31 protein-coding genes and 1 pseudogene are annotated in these 16111 nt (G+C 48.7%); 1 reads left to right on the top strand and 31 read right to left on the bottom strand.

Translation table 11 applies throughout. The annotated features are described in order from the left end of the window. Nucleotides 1-32 precede the first annotated feature (32 nt). The 28 genes from rplQ to rpsJ all read right to left on the bottom strand — a co-directional run bounded on the left by rplQ (nt 33) and on the right by rpsJ (nt 13718). Nucleotides 33-422 (bottom strand): 50S ribosomal protein L17, encoded by a 390-nt coding sequence (gene rplQ / locus ACL9RG_RS21970; RefSeq protein ID WP_013573706.1) that lies wholly within the window; start codon nt 420-422, stop codon nt 33-35. Nucleotides 423-462: 40 nt separating this feature from the next. Continuing rightward, nucleotides 463-1452 carry a DNA-directed RNA polymerase subunit alpha gene (locus ACL9RG_RS21965; protein ID WP_002919219.1) on the bottom strand — a complete coding sequence of 330 codons (990 nt, stop codon included), beginning with the start codon at nt 1450-1452 and terminating at the stop codon, nt 463-465. A 25-nt stretch (nt 1453-1477) separates the two neighbouring features. After that, on the bottom strand, nt 1478-2098 hold the full coding sequence (gene rpsD / locus ACL9RG_RS21960; protein WP_422794779.1) for a 30S ribosomal protein S4: 621 nt from the start codon (nt 2096-2098) through the stop codon (nt 1478-1480). 30 nt (nt 2099-2128) lie between these two features. Next, nucleotides 2129-2518 (bottom strand): 30S ribosomal protein S11, encoded by a 390-nt coding sequence (rpsK, locus tag ACL9RG_RS21955; RefSeq protein WP_004929731.1) that lies wholly within the window; start codon nt 2516-2518, stop codon nt 2129-2131. A 16-nt stretch (nt 2519-2534) separates the two neighbouring features. Next, nucleotides 2535-2891, bottom strand: a complete 357-nt coding sequence (gene rpsM / locus ACL9RG_RS21950; RefSeq protein ID WP_034793665.1) for a 30S ribosomal protein S13 — start codon at nt 2889-2891, stop codon at nt 2535-2537. A gap of 147 nt (nt 2892-3038) precedes the next feature. After that, on the bottom strand, nt 3039-3155 hold the full coding sequence (rpmJ, locus tag ACL9RG_RS21945) for a 50S ribosomal protein L36 (protein WP_002227352.1): 117 nt from the start codon (nt 3153-3155) through the stop codon (nt 3039-3041). 33 nt (nt 3156-3188) lie between these two features. Then, nucleotides 3189-4520, bottom strand: coding sequence for a preprotein translocase subunit SecY (gene secY / locus ACL9RG_RS21940; RefSeq protein ID WP_422794778.1), 1332 nt, complete (start codon nt 4518-4520; stop codon nt 3189-3191). A 7-nt stretch (nt 4521-4527) separates the two neighbouring features. Next, nucleotides 4528-4962: a 50S ribosomal protein L15 gene (rplO, locus tag ACL9RG_RS21935; RefSeq protein ID WP_422794777.1), complete on the bottom strand. Its 435-nt coding sequence runs from the start codon at nt 4960-4962 to the stop codon at nt 4528-4530. A 3-nt stretch (nt 4963-4965) separates the two neighbouring features. Further along, entirely contained in the window at nt 4966-5145 is a 180-nt protein-coding gene (rpmD, locus tag ACL9RG_RS21930; protein WP_422794776.1) for a 50S ribosomal protein L30, read from the bottom strand. A gap of 2 nt (nt 5146-5147) precedes the next feature. Beyond that, nucleotides 5148-5651 carry a 30S ribosomal protein S5 gene (gene rpsE, locus ACL9RG_RS21925; RefSeq protein WP_422794775.1) on the bottom strand — a complete coding sequence of 168 codons (504 nt, stop codon included), beginning with the start codon at nt 5649-5651 and terminating at the stop codon, nt 5148-5150. Nucleotides 5652-5665: 14 nt separating this feature from the next. Next, nucleotides 5666-6019: a 50S ribosomal protein L18 gene (gene rplR, locus ACL9RG_RS21920; protein ID WP_422794774.1), complete on the bottom strand. Its 354-nt coding sequence runs from the start codon at nt 6017-6019 to the stop codon at nt 5666-5668. Nucleotides 6020-6028: 9 nt separating this feature from the next. After that, on the bottom strand, nt 6029-6562 hold the full coding sequence (gene rplF / locus ACL9RG_RS21915; protein ID WP_422794773.1) for a 50S ribosomal protein L6: 534 nt from the start codon (nt 6560-6562) through the stop codon (nt 6029-6031). A 14-nt stretch (nt 6563-6576) separates the two neighbouring features. Further along, a complete protein-coding gene (rpsH, locus tag ACL9RG_RS21910) occupies nt 6577-6969 on the bottom strand; it encodes a 30S ribosomal protein S8 (RefSeq protein ID WP_017493971.1) in 393 nt (130 codons plus the stop codon). Nucleotides 6970-7001: 32 nt separating this feature from the next. Beyond that, nucleotides 7002-7307: a 30S ribosomal protein S14 gene (gene rpsN, locus ACL9RG_RS21905; RefSeq protein ID WP_422794772.1), complete on the bottom strand. Its 306-nt coding sequence runs from the start codon at nt 7305-7307 to the stop codon at nt 7002-7004. 13 nt (nt 7308-7320) lie between these two features. Then, nucleotides 7321-7860, bottom strand: coding sequence for a 50S ribosomal protein L5 (gene rplE, locus ACL9RG_RS21900; RefSeq protein ID WP_422794771.1), 540 nt, complete (start codon nt 7858-7860; stop codon nt 7321-7323). 14 nt (nt 7861-7874) lie between these two features. Then, on the bottom strand, nt 7875-8189 hold the full coding sequence (rplX, locus tag ACL9RG_RS21895; RefSeq protein ID WP_169405535.1) for a 50S ribosomal protein L24: 315 nt from the start codon (nt 8187-8189) through the stop codon (nt 7875-7877). 10 nt (nt 8190-8199) lie between these two features. Next, the gene (gene rplN / locus ACL9RG_RS21890; RefSeq protein ID WP_008457164.1) at nt 8200-8571 is read right to left on the bottom strand and encodes a 50S ribosomal protein L14; all 372 of its coding nucleotides are present in this window, start codon (nt 8569-8571) and stop codon (nt 8200-8202) included. Nucleotides 8572-8755: 184 nt separating this feature from the next. Then, complete coding sequence (rpsQ, locus tag ACL9RG_RS21885) at nt 8756-9010, bottom strand: 30S ribosomal protein S17 (protein ID WP_422794770.1); 255 nt, start codon at nt 9008-9010, stop codon at nt 8756-8758. Next, nucleotides 9010-9201, bottom strand: a complete 192-nt coding sequence (gene rpmC, locus ACL9RG_RS21880) for a 50S ribosomal protein L29 (protein ID WP_422794769.1) — start codon at nt 9199-9201, stop codon at nt 9010-9012. Before rpmC ends, rpsQ begins: the two co-directional genes overlap by 1 nt. Further along, the gene (gene rplP / locus ACL9RG_RS21875; RefSeq protein ID WP_009639183.1) at nt 9201-9611 is read right to left on the bottom strand and encodes a 50S ribosomal protein L16; all 411 of its coding nucleotides are present in this window, start codon (nt 9609-9611) and stop codon (nt 9201-9203) included. The genes rpmC and rplP overlap by 1 nt, the downstream gene beginning before the upstream one ends. A gap of 12 nt (nt 9612-9623) precedes the next feature. After that, on the bottom strand, nt 9624-10322 hold the full coding sequence (rpsC, locus tag ACL9RG_RS21870) for a 30S ribosomal protein S3 (protein WP_004929766.1): 699 nt from the start codon (nt 10320-10322) through the stop codon (nt 9624-9626). A 17-nt stretch (nt 10323-10339) separates the two neighbouring features. Next, nucleotides 10340-10672, bottom strand: a complete 333-nt coding sequence (gene rplV, locus ACL9RG_RS21865) for a 50S ribosomal protein L22 (protein ID WP_004391423.1) — start codon at nt 10670-10672, stop codon at nt 10340-10342. A gap of 14 nt (nt 10673-10686) precedes the next feature. Continuing rightward, nucleotides 10687-10965: a 30S ribosomal protein S19 gene (gene rpsS / locus ACL9RG_RS21860; RefSeq protein WP_004929772.1), complete on the bottom strand. Its 279-nt coding sequence runs from the start codon at nt 10963-10965 to the stop codon at nt 10687-10689. Nucleotides 10966-10979: 14 nt separating this feature from the next. After that, on the bottom strand, nt 10980-11804 hold the full coding sequence (gene rplB, locus ACL9RG_RS21855; RefSeq protein ID WP_422794768.1) for a 50S ribosomal protein L2: 825 nt from the start codon (nt 11802-11804) through the stop codon (nt 10980-10982). An 18-nt stretch (nt 11805-11822) separates the two neighbouring features. Continuing rightward, nucleotides 11823-12125, bottom strand: a complete 303-nt coding sequence (rplW, locus tag ACL9RG_RS21850) for a 50S ribosomal protein L23 (protein ID WP_422794767.1) — start codon at nt 12123-12125, stop codon at nt 11823-11825. After that, complete coding sequence (gene rplD, locus ACL9RG_RS21845) at nt 12122-12727, bottom strand: 50S ribosomal protein L4 (protein WP_422794766.1); 606 nt, start codon at nt 12725-12727, stop codon at nt 12122-12124. Before rplD ends, rplW begins: the two co-directional genes overlap by 4 nt. Nucleotides 12728-12743: 16 nt before the next feature. Next, the gene (gene rplC, locus ACL9RG_RS21840; RefSeq protein WP_422794765.1) at nt 12744-13373 is read right to left on the bottom strand and encodes a 50S ribosomal protein L3; all 630 of its coding nucleotides are present in this window, start codon (nt 13371-13373) and stop codon (nt 12744-12746) included. A gap of 33 nt (nt 13374-13406) precedes the next feature. Beyond that, nucleotides 13407-13718: a 30S ribosomal protein S10 gene (rpsJ, locus tag ACL9RG_RS21835; RefSeq protein ID WP_009639175.1), complete on the bottom strand. Its 312-nt coding sequence runs from the start codon at nt 13716-13718 to the stop codon at nt 13407-13409. A gap of 430 nt (nt 13719-14148) precedes the next feature. Here rpsJ and ACL9RG_RS21830 point away from each other — a divergent pair, with 430 nt between their 5' ends. Then, on the top strand, nt 14149-14817 hold the full coding sequence (locus ACL9RG_RS21830) for a prepilin peptidase (RefSeq protein ID WP_422794764.1): 669 nt from the start codon (nt 14149-14151) through the stop codon (nt 14815-14817). A 41-nt stretch (nt 14818-14858) separates the two neighbouring features. Here ACL9RG_RS21830 and bfr read toward each other — a convergent pair whose 3' ends face one another. The 3 genes and pseudogenes from bfr to ACL9RG_RS21815 all read right to left on the bottom strand — a co-directional run. Next, nucleotides 14859-15341: a bacterioferritin gene (bfr, locus tag ACL9RG_RS21825; RefSeq protein WP_422794763.1), complete on the bottom strand. Its 483-nt coding sequence runs from the start codon at nt 15339-15341 to the stop codon at nt 14859-14861. A gap of 172 nt (nt 15342-15513) precedes the next feature. Then, nucleotides 15514-15708, bottom strand: coding sequence for a bacterioferritin-associated ferredoxin (gene bfd, locus ACL9RG_RS21820; RefSeq protein ID WP_422794762.1), 195 nt, complete (start codon nt 15706-15708; stop codon nt 15514-15516). 295 nt (nt 15709-16003) lie between these two features. Further along, nucleotides 16004-16111: pseudogene (locus ACL9RG_RS21815) on the bottom strand (elongation factor Tu); the annotation flags it as partial.

Here is a 16111-nt window from a genome sequence, read left to right as displayed (position 1 = left end):
GGCAAGCCCGGCTTTTTTATTGCATCTACAGATTATTCAGCAGTTGCTACTTCTGCTTTTGACTCTGCACGATCAACGAGCTCGATGTATGCCATCGGCGCATTGTCGCCTGCACGGAAACCACACTTCAGAATGCGAGTGTAACCACCGGCACGGCTCGCGAAACGCGGGCCCAGTTCATTAAACAGTTTTGCCACGATCTCGTTATCACGAGTACGGGCGAATGCCAGACGACGATTTGCAACGTTGTCGGTCTTGGCAAGAGTAATCAGCGGCTCAACAACGCGACGCAGCTCTTTCGCTTTCGGCAGGGTCGTCTTGATGATCTCATGACGAACCAAAGAGCCGGCCATGTTACGGAACATAGCCTGTCGGTGGCTGCTGTTACGGTTCAGTTGACGACCACTCTTACGATGGCGCATGACCTTATCCTTCTCAGTAAAACCTTAACCTGTGATCCGGTTACTCGTCAGCAATACTTGCTGGTGGCCAGTTTTCCAGGCGCATGCCCAGAGACAAACCACGGGAAGCAAGTACGTCTTTAATCTCAGTAAGAGATTTTTTACCCAGGTTAGGCGTCTTAAGAAGCTCAACCTCGGTACGCTGTACCAGATCACCGATGTAGTGGATTGCTTCTGCTTTAAGGCAGTTAGCAGAGCGGACAGTCAATTCCAGATCGTCAACAGGGCGCAGCAGGATTGGATCGAACTCCGGCTTCTCTTCTTTGACTTCCGGTTGACGTACATCTCGCAAATCAACGAAAGCTTCAAGTTGTTCAGCAAGAATGGTTGCCGCACGACGGATCGCCTCTTCAGGATCGATCGTACCGTTGGTTTCCATCTCGATTACCAGCTTGTCCAAGTCGGTGCGCTGCTCGACACGCGCTGCTTCAACATTGTAGGCAATTCGCTCTACAGGGCTGTAGCATGCGTCAACTAACAGGCGACCAATTGGGCGCTCATCTTCTTCCGAATGAATTCGGGCAGACGCCGGCACATAACCACGACCGCGCTGAACCTTGATACGCATACTGATAGCAGCGTTTTCATCAGTCAGGTGGCAGATCACGTGTTGCGGCTTGACGATTTCGACATCACCATCATGGGTAATGTCGGCTGCAGTCACAGGGCCAATGCCAGACTTATTCAGGGTAAGAATAACTTCATCTTTCCCTTGAACTCTCACCGCCAGCCCTTTCAGGTTGAGCAGGATTTCCAGGATATCTTCCTGTACGCCTTCTTTGGTGCTGTACTCATGCAGTACACCATCAATCTCAACCTCGGTCACCGCGCAACCCGGCATGGATGAAAGCAGAATACGGCGCAGTGCGTTGCCAAGAGTATGGCCAAAGCCACGCTCTAATGGCTCAAGGGTCACCTTGGCGTGCGTCGAACTGACTTGCTCGATATCTACCAGGCGCGGTTTTAGAAACTCTGTCACAGAACCCTGCATTGTGTCCTCTCTTTGGTACTAAGCTTTACTTAGAGTAAAGCTCGACGATCAGGTGTTCGTTAATGTCAGCAGACAGATCAGTACGTTCAGGCTGACGCTTGAACACACCTTCCATCTTAGCAGCATCAACTTCAAGCCAAGTCGGCTTTTCACGCTGTTCAGCCAACTCCAAAGCGGCCTTCACGCGAGATTGCTTTTTAGCTTTCTCACGGATGCTGACAACGTCATTCGGAGATACCTGATAAGAAGCGATGTTAACAACGCGACCATTTACCATAACAGCTTTATGGCTAACCAGCTGACGTGACTCTGCACGAGTAGCGCCGAAGCCCATACGGTAAACAACGTTGTCCAGACGACCTTCCAGAAGTTGCAACAGGTTTGCACCGGTGTTGCCTTTCAGGCGTGCTGCTTCTTTGTAATAGTTACGGAACTGACGCTCCAGAACACCGTAGATACGGCGAACTTTTTGCTTCTCACGTAACTGCACACCGTAGTCAGACAGACGCGGTTTACGCGCACCGTGCTGGCCAGGTGGTTGTTCAATTTTACACTTGGTATCGATCGCGCGAACGCCAGATTTAAGGAATAAATCTGTGCCCTCACGACGGCTAAGCTTGAGCTTAGGACCCAAATATCTTGCCATTTTCTCTCTCCAACAAACCTAAAAGCAGCGTTATACGCGACGCTTTTTCGGCGGACGACAACCGTTATGAGGGATAGGAGTCACATCAGTAATATTAGTGATGCGGAAACCAGCCGCGTTTAACGCACGGATAGTAGACTCACGTCCAGGACCAGGTCCTTTAACCATAACTTCCAGATTCTTGATACCGTATTCTTTAACTGCGTCAGCACAACGCTCGGCTGCAACCTGAGCTGCAAACGGAGTTGACTTACGAGAACCACGGAAACCTGAACCACCGGCTGTTGCCCAACCCAAAGCATTACCCTGACGATCGGTAATAGTCACAATGGTGTTGTTGAAAGACGCATGGATATGAGCCACGCCGTCAGAGACTTGTTTTCTTACACGCTTACGTGTACGAACAGGTGCCTTTGCCATTATTCAATCACCCCGATTATTTCTTGATCGGTTTACGCGGACCCTTACGGGTACGTGCGTTAGTCTTGGTACGCTGACCGCGTACTGGAAGACCACGACGATGACGCAAACCACGATAAGTTCCAAGGTCCATAAGACGCTTGATGCTCAGGGTGACTTCACGACGCAGATCACCTTCAACAATGAACTTGGCAACTTCGTCACGCAGCTTTTCGATTTGCTCTTCAGACAGCTCACTGATCTTAACATTTTCAGCAATACCTGATGCTGCACAGATAGCCTGTGAGCGGGTCTTACCGATGCCGTAGATCGAAGTTAATGCGATCACGGTATGTTTCTGATCAGGAATGTTAATGCCTGCTATACGGGCCACTATGCACTCCTACTATTTTATACGGCAACACCATTCTGAAAAGCCCGTTTTCAGGATACTCAAATAATGTTGCAGCTTACATACAAAAGATTGGCTGGCTAATCTAGCCAGCTCAACCCAACTTTGCAAGAAAAATATGCGAGATAATCAGCCTTGACGCTGTTTATGCTTCGGTTCTGCGCTGCAAATTACGCGAACGACACCGTTACGCTTAACAATTTTGCAGTTACGACATAATTTCTTGACGGAAGCACGAACTTTCATTTTTACTCTCCGTAACTTCGCAAACTCACCAGATTAGCGATTATTGCCTTTCAGGTTTGCTTTCTTCAATGCAGACTCGTACTGACTTGACATCATCAGAGTTTGCACTTGAGCCATAAAGTCCATGATGACCACAACTACGATGAGCAGTGATGTACCGCCAAAGTAGAATGGAACTTTCATTGCGTCACGCATGAACTCCGGGATAAGGCAGATGAAAGTAATGTATAACGCACCTACCAAGGTAAGGCGGGTCATTACTTTATCAATATACTTCGCCGTTTGCTCTCCCGGACGAATTCCTGGTACAAATGCACCGGACTTCTTCAGGTTATCTGCTGTCTCACGCGGGTTGAACACCAACGCAGTATAAAAGAAACAGAAGAAGATGATTGCAGTGGCATAGAGTAACACATAAAGCGGTTGCCCTGGCTGCAAATACAGCGAAATCGTTGTCAGCCAGTTCCAACCCGTTCCGCCACCGAACCATGATGCAATCGTGGCCGGGAACAGAATAATGCTAGAAGCAAAGATAGCAGGTATTACGCCAGCCATGTTCACTTTCAACGGTAAGTGTGTGCTCTGTGCTGCATAAACACGACGACCTTGTTGACGTTTGGCATAGTTAACAACAATACGTCGTTGACCACGCTCCATAAACACAACGAAGAACGTCACTGCAAACACTAATACTGCAACCAACAGCAACAGGAGGAAGTGCAGGTCGCCTTGCCGGGCTTGTTCGATAGTATGACCGATAGCTGGCGGGAGACCCGCTACGATGCCTGCAAAGATTATGATTGAGATACCGTTACCGATACCACGTTCAGTAATCTGCTCACCTAGCCACATCAGGAACATTGTCCCGGTCACTAAGCTCACTACTGCAGTAAAGTAGAACGCAAAGCCTGGATTTAACACCAGGCCCTGCATACCAGGCATATTCGGTAAACCGGTAGCAATACCGATCGACTGGAATACGGCCAACACCAGTGTACCGTAACGGGTGTACTGGCTAATCTTACGACGGCCAGACTCCCCTTCTTTCTTTATCTCTGCTAACGCTGGATGAACCACCGTCAGCAACTGGATAATAATAGAGGCCGAAATATACGGCATAATACCCAAAGCAAAGATAGAAGCACGGCTGAGAGCACCACCAGAGAACATGTTAAACATCTCTATGATGGTGCCTCGCTGCTGTTCGAGCAATTTGGCAAGTACAGTGGCATCAATACCAGGGATCGGAATAAAAGAGCCGATACGGAAAACAATTAGCGCACCGATAACAAACAACAGTCTGCGCTTCAGTTCGCCTAGTCCACCCTTAGCACTTTGAAAATCTAATCCCGGTTGCTTAGCCATCTGCTACTTATTCCTCAATTTTACCGCCAGCAGCTTCGATAGCAACACGAGCGCCTTTGGTGACACGCAGACCACGTACGGTTACCGGACGAGTAACTTCACCAGAGAGAATTACTTTGGCGAACTCGATCTGGATGCCCACTACGTTAGCGGCTTTCAGCGTGTTCAGGTCAATTACATCGCCTTCAACCAGAGCCAGCTCAGACAGACGAACTTCTGCCGTGATCATAGCTTTGCGTGAAGTGAAGCCGAATTTCGGCAGACGACGATATAGAGGCATCTGACCACCTTCGAAACCGCGACGTACGCCACCGCCAGAACGTGAGTTCTGACCTTTGTGACCACGACCACCGGTTTTACCCAGGCCAGAACCAATACCACGACCTAAACGGCGTGGCGCTTGTTTAGCACCTTCAGCCGGAGACAGAGTATTTAAACGCATCTCTTACTCCTCAACCTTAACCATATAGGAAACCAGATTGATCATACCGCGTACAGCAGGAGTATCCTCGCGCTCTACAGTGTGACCAATACGACGCAGACCTAAACCAGTCAAAGTTTGCTTGTGCTTAGGCAAACGACCGATGCTGCTTTTAACTTGAGTTACTTTAATAGTCTTTGCCATGGTTATTTCCCTAGAATTTCTTCGACGGATTTACCACGCTTGGCAGCAACCATTTCTGGGGACTTCATATCTTCCAAAGCAGCGATAGTTGCACGAACCACGTTAATCGGGTTAGTAGAACCATAGGCTTTAGCCAATACGTTGTGTACCCCTGCGACTTCCAGGACGGCGCGCATTGCACCACCGGCGATAATACCGGTACCTTCTGAAGCCGGCTGCATGAACACACGGGAACCTGTATGAGCACCTTTAACAGGGTGCTGCAGGGTGCCGCTAGTCAGCGCGACGTTCAACATGTTGCGACGGGCTTTCTCCATCGCTTTTTGGATCGCTGCCGGAACTTCGCGTGCTTTGCCGTAGCCAAAACCAACGCGACCGTTACCATCACCAACAACTGTCAGTGCGGTAAAGCTGAAAATACGGCCACCTTTTACGGTTTTAGATACGCGGTTTACCGCGATCAGCTTTTCCTGCAGTTCGCCAGCTTGTTTTTCGATGTGTGACATCTTACACCTCTACCTTAGAACTGAAGGCCAGCTTCACGGGCAGCATCTGCCAGTGCCTGGACTCGACCATGATATTGGAAACCGGAACGGTCAAAGGATACTTTCGAAATCCCTTTTTCCAACGCGCGTTCAGCAATTACTTTACCTACTGCTGATGCAGCATCTTTGTTACCGGTATACTTCAATTGCTCAGTGATAGCTTTTTCTACAGTAGATGCAGCTACCAATACTTCAGAACCATTTGGTGCAATGACCTGTGCGTAAATATGACGCGGGGTACGATGTACCACCAGACGTGTCGCACCCAGTTCTTTGAGCTTGCGGCGTGCGCGGGTCGCACGACGGATACGAGCAGATTTCTTATCCATAGTGTTACCTTACTTCTTCTTAGCCTCTTTGGTACGCACGACTTCGTCGGCGTAACGGACACCTTTGCCTTTGTAAGGCTCAGGACGACGGTAGGCACGTAAATCTGCGGCAACCTGACCGATAACCTGCTTATCAGCGCCTTTCAGCACGATTTCAGTTTGGGTCGGGCACTCAGCAGTGATGCCTTCCGGCAGCTGGTGTTCTACAGGGTGAGAGAAGCCTAAAGCTAAACTCACCGCGTTGCCTTTAATGGCAGCACGATAACCAACGCCAACCAGTTGAAGCTTTTTAGTGAAGCCATCGGTAACACCAACAACCATTGCGTTCAACAGTGCACGAGTAGTACCCGCTTGGGCCCAACCGTCAACAAAACCTTCACGTGGAGCGAAAGTAATGGTGTTTTCTTCCTGTTTAACAACAACAGCCTTATGGATAGTACGAGACAGCTCGCCGTTCTTACCCTTAATCGAAATAACCTGACCGTTGAGTTTTACCTCTACGCCGGCAGGAATGACGACGGGTGCTTTTGCAACACGAGACATTCTTTCCTCCCGAATTAAGCTACGTAGCAGATAATCTCGCCACCAAGACCAGCCTGGCGAGCTGCACGATCAGTCATAACACCTTTAGAGGTAGAAATAACAGCGATACCCAAACCGGCCATAACTTTTGGCAGCTCATCTTTTTTCTTATAGATGCGCAGACCTGGACGGCTGATACGTTGAATGCTTTCTACCACTGCCTTGCCCTGGAAGTACTTCAGTACTAATTCCAGTTCAGGTTTGGCGTCGCCTTCGATTTTAAATTCTTCAATATAACCTTCTTCTTTCAGCACGTTGGCAATTGCCACTTTCAGCTTGGAAGAAGGCATGGTGACCGCAACTTTATTCGCGGCTTGACCGTTACGGATACGGGTCAGCATATCCGCGATCGGATCTTGCATGCTCATCTGTGTTACTCCCGTGATTCAAATGGTGAAAATTACCAACTAGCCTTTTTCAGACCCGGAATTTCACCGCGCATAGCGGCTTCACGGACCTTAATACGGCTCAACCCGAACTTCCGCAAGAATGCATGCGGACGACCAGTTTGACGGCAGCGGTTACGCTGACGAGACGGGCTGGAATCACGCGGCAGAGACTGCAGCTTCAGAACCGCATCCCAACGATCTTCGTCGGATGAGTTCACACCAGAGATAATAGCTTTCAACTCTTCGCGTTTAGCGCGGAATTTGTCAGCCAGTTTCACGCGAACAACTTCGCGTGCTTTCATGGATTGCTTAGCCATTAGTAACCCTGCCTTACTTGCGGAAAGGGAATTTAAAGGCAGCCAGCAGAGCGCGGCCTTCATCATCGGATTTCGCAGTAGTGGTGATGGTAATATCCAAACCACGAACGCGATCGACTTTGTCATAGTCGATTTCCGGGAAGATGATCTGTTCACGCACGCCCATGCTGTAGTTACCACGACCATCGAAAGACTTAGCAGACAAGCCGCGGAAGTCACGAATACGAGGAACAGCAATAGAGATCAGACGCTCAAAGAATTCCCACATACGTTCGCCACGCAGGGTCACTTTACAGCCGATCGGATAGCCCTGACGGATTTTGAAGCCTGCAACTGATTTGCGTGCTTTGGTGATGAACGGCTTTTGACCGGAGATTGCTGCCAGATCAGCTGCTGCGTTATCCAGCAGTTTCTTGTCAGCGATCGCTTCACCAACACCCATGTTCAGGGTGATCTTCTCGACCCGAGGGACTTGCATGACAGAATTGTAACCAAACTCAGACATGAGTTTTTTTACGACATCGTCTTTGTAGTAATCATGCAGTTTCGCCATCGTACTACTCCAAATTACTTGATAGTTTCGCTGTTAGACTTGAAGAAACGGACTTTTTTGCCGTCTTCGAATCTAAAGCCTACACGGTCAGCCTTACCGGTTGCCGCGTTGAAGATTGCAACGTTAGAAACTTGAACTGCAGCTTCTTTTTCAACGATGCCACCTGGTTGGTTCAGGGCCGGTACAGGCTTCTGATGTTTTTTAACCAGGTTGATACCTTCAACAATGACCTTACCAGAAGACAGGACATTTTTTACTTTACCACGCTTACCTTTATCTTTACCGGTAAGCAGGATAACTTCGTCATCACGACGGATTTTCGCTGCCATGGTTCGCTCCTTAGAGTACTTCTGGTGCCAGAGAGATAATTTTCATGAACTTCTCATTACGCAGTTCACGAGTTACCGGCCCAAAAATACGCGTGCCGATTGGCTGCTCGCTGTTATTGTTCAAAATAACGCATGCATTACCATCGAAGCGAATGACAGAACCGTCCGGGCGACGAACACCCTTCTTGGTGCGCACCACTACCGCCTTCAGCACGTCGCCTTTCTTCACCTTACCACGAGGAATTGCTTCCTTGATGGTAATTTTGATGATGTCGCCAACGCCTGCGTAGCGACGGTGCGAGCCACCTAGAACCTTGATACACATTACGCGACGTGCACCGGAGTTGTCGGCCACGGTCAGCATAGTCTGTTCTTGGATCATGTTAGTGCTCCGCTAATGTCAACTACAACTTTAGGACCCAGGAATAGGTCATTAAATAATCCCCACTAATGAGGGCGCGGCATTATAACACCGGTTCCACATCCTTTGATAGGAAAAAGTGGGAAGAAAAAATAAACGGCCCAATTTAATGAGCCGTTTATCTATTTTCGAGCAAGAGACTCTATTACAGAATCGCTTTCTCTACAACGCGAACAAGCGTCCAAGACTTAGTCTTAGACAGCGGACGGCATTCGCGGATTTCTACCACGTCGCCGATACCGCATTCGTTGTTCTCGTCATGTACGTGCAGCTTAGTCGTACGCTTGATGAATTTACCGTAGATTGGGTGTTTCACCACACGTTCAATCGCAACAACAATGGATTTTTCCATTTTGTCACTGACAACACGACCTTGCAGAGTACGGATCTTGTCACTCATTACGCACCCGCCTTCTCAGTCAGTAAAGTCTTCACACGTGCAACATTACGACGCACTTGCTTCAACAGGTGTGTTTGCTGCAGCTGGCCGCTGGCTGTTTGCATGCGCAGGTTAAACTGCTCACGCAACAGGTTCAGAAGCTCAGTGTTCAGCTCTTCCACGCTTTTTTCGCGCAGCTCTTGTGCTTTCATTACATCACCGTCTTAGTTACAAAGGTGGTTTTGATAGGCAGTTTCGCTGCTGCCAGCTGGAATGCTTCACGCGCCAGCTCTTCAGGCACACCGTCCATTTCGTACAGGACTTTACCAGGCTGAATCAGGGCAACCCAATACTCCACGTTACCCTTACCTTTACCCATACGAACTTCCAGTGGCTTCTCGGTGATCGGTTTGTCCGGGAATACACGGATCCAGATCTTACCTTGACGCTTAACTGCACGGGTCATCGCACGACGTGCTGCTTCAATTTGACGAGCAGTCAAGCGACCACGGCCAACAGCTTTCAGACCGTAAGTGCCGAAGCTCACATCCGTACCCTGCGCCAGACCACGGTTGCGGCCCTTGTGCACTTTACGGAATTTTGTACGCTTTGGTTGTAACATCAGCGACTCTCCTTACTTGCGGCCTTTACGCTGCTGCTTTTTAGGTTGAGCAGCCGGTTCCGGTTGTTCAACTGCAGCCATACCACCCAGGATCTCACCTTTGAAGATCCATACCTTAACGCCGATTACACCGTAAGTGGTGTGCGCTTCAGATGTGTTGTAATCGATGTCCGCACGCAGAGTATGCAATGGAACACGACCTTCACGGTACCATTCGGTACGCGCGATTTCAGCACCGCCAAGACGGCCGCTTACTTCAACTTTGATACCTTTAGCGCCAAGACGCATTGCGTTCTGTACTGCACGCTTCATAGCACGACGGAACATAACACGACGTTCCAGCTGTGAAGTGATGCTGTCAGCAACCAATTTAGCGTCAAGTTCCGGTTTACGGACTTCGGCGATATTAATCTGTGCAGGAACGCCAGCGATATCCGCTACGACCTTACGCAGTTTTTCGACATCTTCACCTTTCTTGCCGATAACGATGCCAGGACGAGCAGTGTGAATAGTCACACGGATGCTCTTCGCTGGGCGCTCGATAACGATGCGAGAAACGGAAGCTTTCGACAATTCCTTAGTCAGGAATTGACGAACTTTAAAGTCGCTGTCCAGGTTGTCAGCGAATTCTTTGGTATTCGCGTACCAAGTAGAGTTCCAAGGTTTGACGATACCCAGTCGAATACCATTAGGATGTACTTTCTGACCCATTGCTAGTCTCCAGAGTCTCAGCGATCGGACACAACCACAGTAATGTGGCTGGTGCGCTTCAGAATGCGATCTGCACGACCTTTAGCACGCGGCATAATACGCTTCATGCTTGGGCCTTCATCTACGAAAATTTTCGTGACTTTCAGATCATCGATGTCAGCGCCATCGTTGTGCTCTGCGTTAGCAATGGCAGACTCCAGCACTTTCTTAACCAGACCAGCAGCTTTCTTGTTGGTGTAGGCCAGAGTTTCCAGAGCTTGCGACACTTTCTTACCGCGGATCAGGTCTGCAACAAGGCGGACCTTCTGAGCAGAAGAACGAGCGTGGCGATGTTTAGCGATAGTTTCCATCTCTTCCTCCTACCTTAGCGCTTTTTAGCTTTTTTATCAGCCGCATGGCCGCGATAAGTACGAGTCGGCGCGAATTCACCCAGTTTGTGACCGACCATTTCGTCGGAAACAAATACTGGTACGTGCTGACGACCATTATGGACAGCGATGGTCAAACCGATCATGTTAGGAAAGATCGTTGAACGACGGGACCAAGTGCGCAAAGGCTTCTTGTCACCGCTTTCCACCGCTTTCTCTACCTTCTTCAGCAAGTGCAGGTCAATAAAAGGACCTTTCTTGAGAGAACGTGGCATGGCTTATCCTCTAATTATTTTTTGCTACGGCGACGTACGATGAACTTGTCAGTACGCTTGTTGCTACGGGTCTTCTTACCTTTGGTCTGAACGCCCCATGGTGTTACTGGGTGTTTACCAAAGTTACGACCTTCACCACCACCGTGTGGGTGATCGACTGGGTTCATCGCAGTACCGCGAACGGTAGGGCGAACACCACGCCAACGAGTCGCACCTGCTTTACCCAGAACGCGAAGCATATGTTCAGAGTTACCAACTTCGCCCATAGTGGCACGGCAGTCGATCTGAACTTTACGCATTTCGCCTGAGCGCAGACGCAGAGTCACGTAGGAACCATCACGAGCAACGATCTGAACGTAGGCACCAGCAGAACGAGCCAGCTGGCCGCCTTTACCTGGTTTCATTTCTACGTTATGAACCGTTGAACCTACTGGGATGTTGCGCATAGGCAAGGTGTTACCCACCTTGATAGCAGCATCAACGCCAGATTGGATCTGGTCACCCACTTTCAGGCCTTTTGGCGCCAGGATATAACGGCGTTCGCCGTCTTTGTACAGAACCAACGCGATGTTCGCGGAACGGTTCGGATCGTACTCCAGACGCTCAACCACTGCAGGCACACCGTCTTTGTTGCGTTTGAAGTCAACCAGACGATAATGTTGCTTGTGGCCACCACCGATATGACGGGTGGTGATACGGCCATTGTTGTTACGGCCACCGCTTTTGCTCAATTTCTCGAGCAACGGGGCAAAAGGTTTACCCTTATGCAGCTCAGGGTTAACCACTTTAACAACGTGGCGACGACCCGGAGATGTAGGTTTACATTTAACAATTGCCATTGTTCTTACTCCTCCGACTTACTCTGCGCCGCTGATGAAGTCCAGATTCTGGCCTTCTTTCAGGGTGACGTAAGCTTTTTTCCAGTCGCTACGACGACCTACACGCTGACCGTGACGCTTACTTTTGCCTTTAACCAGCAAAGTGTTTACGTCTTCGACTTCAACTTCGAACAGTTTCTTAACCGCAGCTTTAATTTCAGCTTTGGTTGCGTCGAGGGCAACTTTGAGAACGATGGTGTTGTTCTTTTCCATCGCAGTGGACGCTTTTTCAGAAACGTGCGGCGCGCGCAGCACTTTCAGCAGACGTTCTTCACGAATCATGCCAGCATCTCCTCAACTTGCTTCACAGCATCAGCAGTCATAACGACTTTGTCGAAGGCGATCAGGCTTACTGGATCGATACCTGCTACATCACGAACGTCAACCTTGTACAGGTTACGTGCGGCCAGGAACAGATTCTCGTCGACTTCGCCAGTTACAATCAGCACGTCTTCCAGAGCCATGTCTTTCAGTTTCTGTGCCAGCAGCTTAGTTTTAGGCGCTTCTACAGAGAACTTCTCGACAACGATCAGGCGATCTTGACGTACCAGTTCGGACAGGATGCTTTTCAGCGCGCCGCGGTACATCTTTTTGTTTACTTTTTGACTGTGGTCCTGTGGCTTGGCAGCAAAGGTCACACCACCGGAACGCCAGATCGGGCTCTTGACAGAACCTGAACGCGCACGGCCAGTACCTTTCTGACGCCATGGTTTTTTACCGGAACCAGTTACTTCAGCACGGGTCTTCTGAGCGCGAGTACCTTGACGGGCACCTGCTGCATACGCAACAACAACCTGGTGTACCAGCGCTTCATTGAAATCACGCCCGAAGGTAGTTTCGGAAACAGTCAGCGCGCCTTGCGCGTCTTTCACTACTAATTCCATTCCTATCTCCTCGACGTTAAGCCTTAACAGCAGGTTTAACGATCAGGTTGCCACCGGTTGCACCCGGAACAGCACCCTTGACCAGCAGCAGGTTGCGCTCAGCGTCAACACGTACTACGTCCAGGCTTTGAACGGTTACACGTTCGTTACCCAGTTGGCCTGCCATTTTCTTGCCTTTGAACACTTTGCCCGGAGTCTGGTTCTGACCGATAGAACCCGGAACGCGGTGAGACAAGGAGTTACCGTGCGTAGCATCTTGAGTACGGAAGTTCCAGCGTTTAACAGTACCCGCGAAACCTTTACCTTTAGATGTACCAGTAACGTCTACTTTCTTAACGTCTGCGAAAATTTCAACGCTAATGTCTTGACCAGTAGTGAACTCTTCGCCTTCTTCAAGACGGAATTCCCACAGACCACGGCCAGCTTCTACGCCAGCTTTAGCGAAGTGACCCGCTTCTGGTTTAGTTACACGGTTAGCTTTTTTGCTACCAGTAGTAACTTGAACAGCGCGGTAACCGTCGTTTTCCAGATCTTTGATCTGAGTAACACGGTTTGCTTCAATTTCGATAACGGTTACAGGGATAGAAACGCCATCTTCAGTGAAGATGCGGGTCATACCCACTTTTTTACCGACTAAACCAATCATTGTTTCAACCTCTCAATCGCTCAATGACCCTGATTAACCCAGGCTGATCTGCACGTCTACACCAGCAGCCAGATCCAGACGCATCAGAGCATCAACGGTTTTCTCGGTTGGCTCAACGATGTCAACCAGACGTTTGTGAGTGCGAATCTCATACTGATCGCGCGCATCTTTATTGACGTGCGGAGAAATCAGAATGGTAAAGCGCTCTTTACGGGTCGGCAGCGGGATTGGACCACGAACTTGCGCACCAGTGCGCTTCGCAGTCTCAACGATTTCCGCAGTTGATTGATCGATCAGACGATGATCAAACGCTTTCAGGCGGATACGGATTCTTTGGTTCTGCATGAGACCAGAGCTCCAATTATTTTAAACGTAAATGATTACTCCTCACACCCATTTCGATTGATGGGGGAGTGTAATCGTTCTTCACATAACCCCCATATCGGGAGTATTGTTGGCCGGTAATACTTTCCGGTCACTAATTCATATCGAATTAGGCTTACCTTAGTTAGGTAAGCCCGCGCATTATACGTAACTACCGCCAAGAATCAACCGCTTCATCACAATAAATTGCTTTTATTTCGTACTCTCAACGTTGTGAGAGCACACGTAGCAAGCACGACTTTCAAACACCGGCCCTGGTAACATTTCTCGCGCCTTCTCGCATAAATGCATCTATCTCGCCCCACGTTTCTCTTTTTGATTGTTTTTCCTTACCTCTTACGTAGTCTCGGCAATCAAAGTATCTAACGATTACGTCAAGGAAAACGCCGTAATGTCTTTTAGCACCGCTCTTGTTTGGCTATCAATCCATCCAATTTACCGCCATTTATTGGTTTTGCTGTGCGGTATAGCCCTCGCAAAAGTCATGAATATGGTCGTCATACTCTGGTGCTACAGCCGTCACAACGCCCTCTTGTGGCAAAGCGCTATCATGCTGCTCTGCCCCTCTCTTTTTCTCGCTCTGTCTTTTACCTGTGACGATATATTCACACTATGTTGGACTCTGCTTCTGAGCTGGTTCTTATTGGCACTCTGCGTCATCGATATCAGATGTTATCTGCTGCCGGATAAACTTACCCTCCCCTTATTGTGGCTGGGGCTGATTTCTCATAGCAATGCATCGACAGCAACTCTTCGCGACGCTGTGTATGGCGCCATGCTGGGGTATCTGGCGATGAGGGGAATTTATTGGGCGGGTAAAAAGCTTATCGGGCGTGAAGGATTAGGCTATGGAGATTTCAAATTAATGGCAGCTTTAGGGGCTTGGTTAGGCTGGATGTCATTACCGCTGGTGGCAACATTCGCATCGGTACTTGGTATGGTGCTTTTTTTACTGCGTTACATAGTGACAAAAAATAGCGGGGCACTGCCATTTGGTCCTAGCCTTGCTATATCCGGATTAGTAATTTATATCAGCCAGCCCACTCTTTACTCTGGCTGATATACACCATTAGTATCCGCTCAGCGCGCTTACTCGACTTATCACTGCTGTGCATCTTCTTTCAATTGCGACTGAATATAGTTCTGAATACCAATTCGGCCAATCAACTCCAACTCGGTTTCCAGCCAGTCGATATGGTGTTCTTCATCCGCCAAGATCTTAATCATCAAGTCTCGACTGACATAATCATGGACTGAATCTGCATGAGCGATAGCGGCACGAAGGTCTTTGGCCCCCTCTAACTCAAGGGCAAGATCAGATTTGAGCATTTCCTCGACATCTTCGCCAATGTTCAGCTTCCCTAAATCCTGGAGATTAGGGATACCTTCAAGAAACAGAATTCGTTCTATATAGACGTCGGCATGTTTCATTTCGTCGATGGATTCGTGGTATTCAATGCCGTTGAGACGCATTAAGCCCCAATTTTTAAACATTCTGGCATGCAGGAAGTACTGATTGATGGCAACCAACTCGTTTCCGAGCAGCTTATTAAGGTGGGCTACGACTTTTTTATCGCCTTTCATAGGAAATTCCTCCTTGTCTGGATCTACTAAGTGTAGAAGCCTGCGACAAAGAGTCAAAAAATAGCCTGACCGATTTTGATACCGATCACGCTGTAGCGCATTTTTTCACCAAAGAAAAAAGCTGTTAGTACGTTTTACTACTTAACCAGCATTGATACTGGTTTCGTCTTCGTTAAGCGACTTCAACAATCTCTGGCAAGATAGCCACTTCTTGTTCAAAAATCTCTCGCGCCTGGCGAATACATTTTCCGCAATCAGTTCCAATGGGAACGAGTTGACGTAACTGCTTCAAGCTATCAGGGCGATGCTGTTGAATGACTTTGCGAATCGCCTTATCGCTCACAGCATTACAAAGACAAACGTACATAACCTAACCTTTTCTCTCACGATGCCATAAGTGTAAATAAGAATGAGTACCATTTCAATTAAGATTTACACAAATAGTGTGAAAAACGCTCAGACATTTGTAACTGATGAAAACGTAGTGAAAGAAAGGTGGCAATACGTGGTTTAGATAACATGGGTAGTGTTTTAGAAAGGCGTGATTTATAGCATGCTGTTTTTCTGTCAGTTGCGATGAGTTTTTTACTCCTTCCTCAGATCAGCGGCCACAAAAAAGGGCACCGAAGTGCCCTCTTTCTATGCTGTTAAAGCAATCACAATTAAGCGATAACTTTAGCAACAACACCAGCGCCAACGGTACGGCCGCCTTCACGGATTGCGAAACGCAGACCGTCGTCCATCGCGATTGGGTGGATCAGGGTAACAAC

This window comes from Rouxiella sp. Mn2063, from assembly GCF_049319665.1.
Lineage (GTDB): Bacteria > Pseudomonadota > Gammaproteobacteria > Enterobacterales > Enterobacteriaceae > JBMOUD01.
The sequence above is the reverse complement of the archived record's forward strand: the minus strand, read 5'-3'. Positions and strand labels throughout refer to the sequence as shown.

Bases quoted from the DNA above. Each gene is read 5' to 3' on its own strand.
- rplQ (WP_013573706.1), bottom strand. From the start codon at position 422: ATGCGCCATCGTAAGAGTGGTCGTCAACTGAACCGTAACAGCAGCCAC.
- ACL9RG_RS21965 (WP_002919219.1), bottom strand. From the start codon at position 1,452: ATGCAGGGTTCTGTGACAGAGTTTCTAAAACCGCGCCTGGTAGATATC.
- rpsD (WP_422794779.1), bottom strand. From the start codon at position 2,098: ATGGCAAGATATTTGGGTCCTAAGCTCAAGCTTAGCCGTCGTGAGGGC.
- rpsK (WP_004929731.1), bottom strand. From the start codon at position 2,518: ATGGCAAAGGCACCTGTTCGTACACGTAAGCGTGTAAGAAAACAAGTC.
- rpmJ (WP_002227352.1), bottom strand. From the start codon at position 3,155: ATGAAAGTTCGTGCTTCCGTCAAGAAATTATGTCGTAACTGCAAAATT.
- secY (WP_422794778.1), bottom strand. From the start codon at position 4,520: ATGGCTAAGCAACCGGGATTAGATTTTCAAAGTGCTAAGGGTGGACTA.
- rplO (WP_422794777.1), bottom strand. From the start codon at position 4,962: ATGCGTTTAAATACTCTGTCTCCGGCTGAAGGTGCTAAACAAGCGCCA.
- rpmD (WP_422794776.1), bottom strand. From the start codon at position 5,145: ATGGCAAAGACTATTAAAGTAACTCAAGTTAAAAGCAGCATCGGTCGT.
- rpsE (WP_422794775.1), bottom strand. From the start codon at position 5,651: ATGTCACACATCGAAAAACAAGCTGGCGAACTGCAGGAAAAGCTGATC.
- rplR (WP_422794774.1), bottom strand. From the start codon at position 6,019: ATGGATAAGAAATCTGCTCGTATCCGTCGTGCGACCCGCGCACGCCGC.
- rplF (WP_422794773.1), bottom strand. From the start codon at position 6,562: ATGTCTCGTGTTGCAAAAGCACCCGTCGTCATTCCTGCCGGCGTAGAG.
- rpsH (WP_017493971.1), bottom strand. From the start codon at position 6,969: ATGAGCATGCAAGATCCGATCGCGGATATGCTGACCCGTATCCGTAAC.
- rpsN (WP_422794772.1), bottom strand. From the start codon at position 7,307: ATGGCTAAGCAATCCATGAAAGCACGCGAAGTTGTTCGCGTGAAACTG.
- rplE (WP_422794771.1), bottom strand. From the start codon at position 7,860: ATGGCGAAACTGCATGATTACTACAAAGACGATGTCGTAAAAAAACTC.
- rplX (WP_169405535.1), bottom strand. From the start codon at position 8,189: ATGGCAGCGAAAATCCGTCGTGATGACGAAGTTATCCTGCTTACCGGT.
- rplN (WP_008457164.1), bottom strand. From the start codon at position 8,571: ATGATCCAAGAACAGACTATGCTGACCGTGGCCGACAACTCCGGTGCA.
- rpsQ (WP_422794770.1), bottom strand. From the start codon at position 9,010: ATGAGTGACAAGATCCGTACTCTGCAAGGTCGTGTTGTCAGTGACAAA.
- rpmC (WP_422794769.1), bottom strand. From the start codon at position 9,201: ATGAAAGCACAAGAGCTGCGCGAAAAAAGCGTGGAAGAGCTGAACACT.
- rplP (WP_009639183.1), bottom strand. From the start codon at position 9,611: ATGTTACAACCAAAGCGTACAAAATTCCGTAAAGTGCACAAGGGCCGC.
- rpsC (WP_004929766.1), bottom strand. From the start codon at position 10,322: ATGGGTCAGAAAGTACATCCTAATGGTATTCGACTGGGTATCGTCAAA.
- rplV (WP_004391423.1), bottom strand. From the start codon at position 10,672: ATGGAAACTATCGCTAAACATCGCCACGCTCGTTCTTCTGCTCAGAAG.
- rpsS (WP_004929772.1), bottom strand. From the start codon at position 10,965: ATGCCACGTTCTCTCAAGAAAGGTCCTTTTATTGACCTGCACTTGCTG.
- rplB (WP_422794768.1), bottom strand. From the start codon at position 11,804: ATGGCAATTGTTAAATGTAAACCTACATCTCCGGGTCGTCGCCACGTT.
- rplW (WP_422794767.1), bottom strand. From the start codon at position 12,125: ATGATTCGTGAAGAACGTCTGCTGAAAGTGCTGCGCGCGCCGCACGTT.
- rplD (WP_422794766.1), bottom strand. From the start codon at position 12,727: ATGGAATTAGTAGTGAAAGACGCGCAAGGCGCGCTGACTGTTTCCGAA.
- rplC (WP_422794765.1), bottom strand. From the start codon at position 13,373: ATGATTGGTTTAGTCGGTAAAAAAGTGGGTATGACCCGCATCTTCACT.
- rpsJ (WP_009639175.1), bottom strand. From the start codon at position 13,718: ATGCAGAACCAAAGAATCCGTATCCGCCTGAAAGCGTTTGATCATCGT.
- ACL9RG_RS21830 (WP_422794764.1), top strand. From the start codon at position 14,149: ATGTCTTTTAGCACCGCTCTTGTTTGGCTATCAATCCATCCAATTTAC.
- bfr (WP_422794763.1), bottom strand. From the start codon at position 15,341: ATGAAAGGCGATAAAAAAGTCGTAGCCCACCTTAATAAGCTGCTCGGA.
- bfd (WP_422794762.1), bottom strand. From the start codon at position 15,708: ATGTACGTTTGTCTTTGTAATGCTGTGAGCGATAAGGCGATTCGCAAA.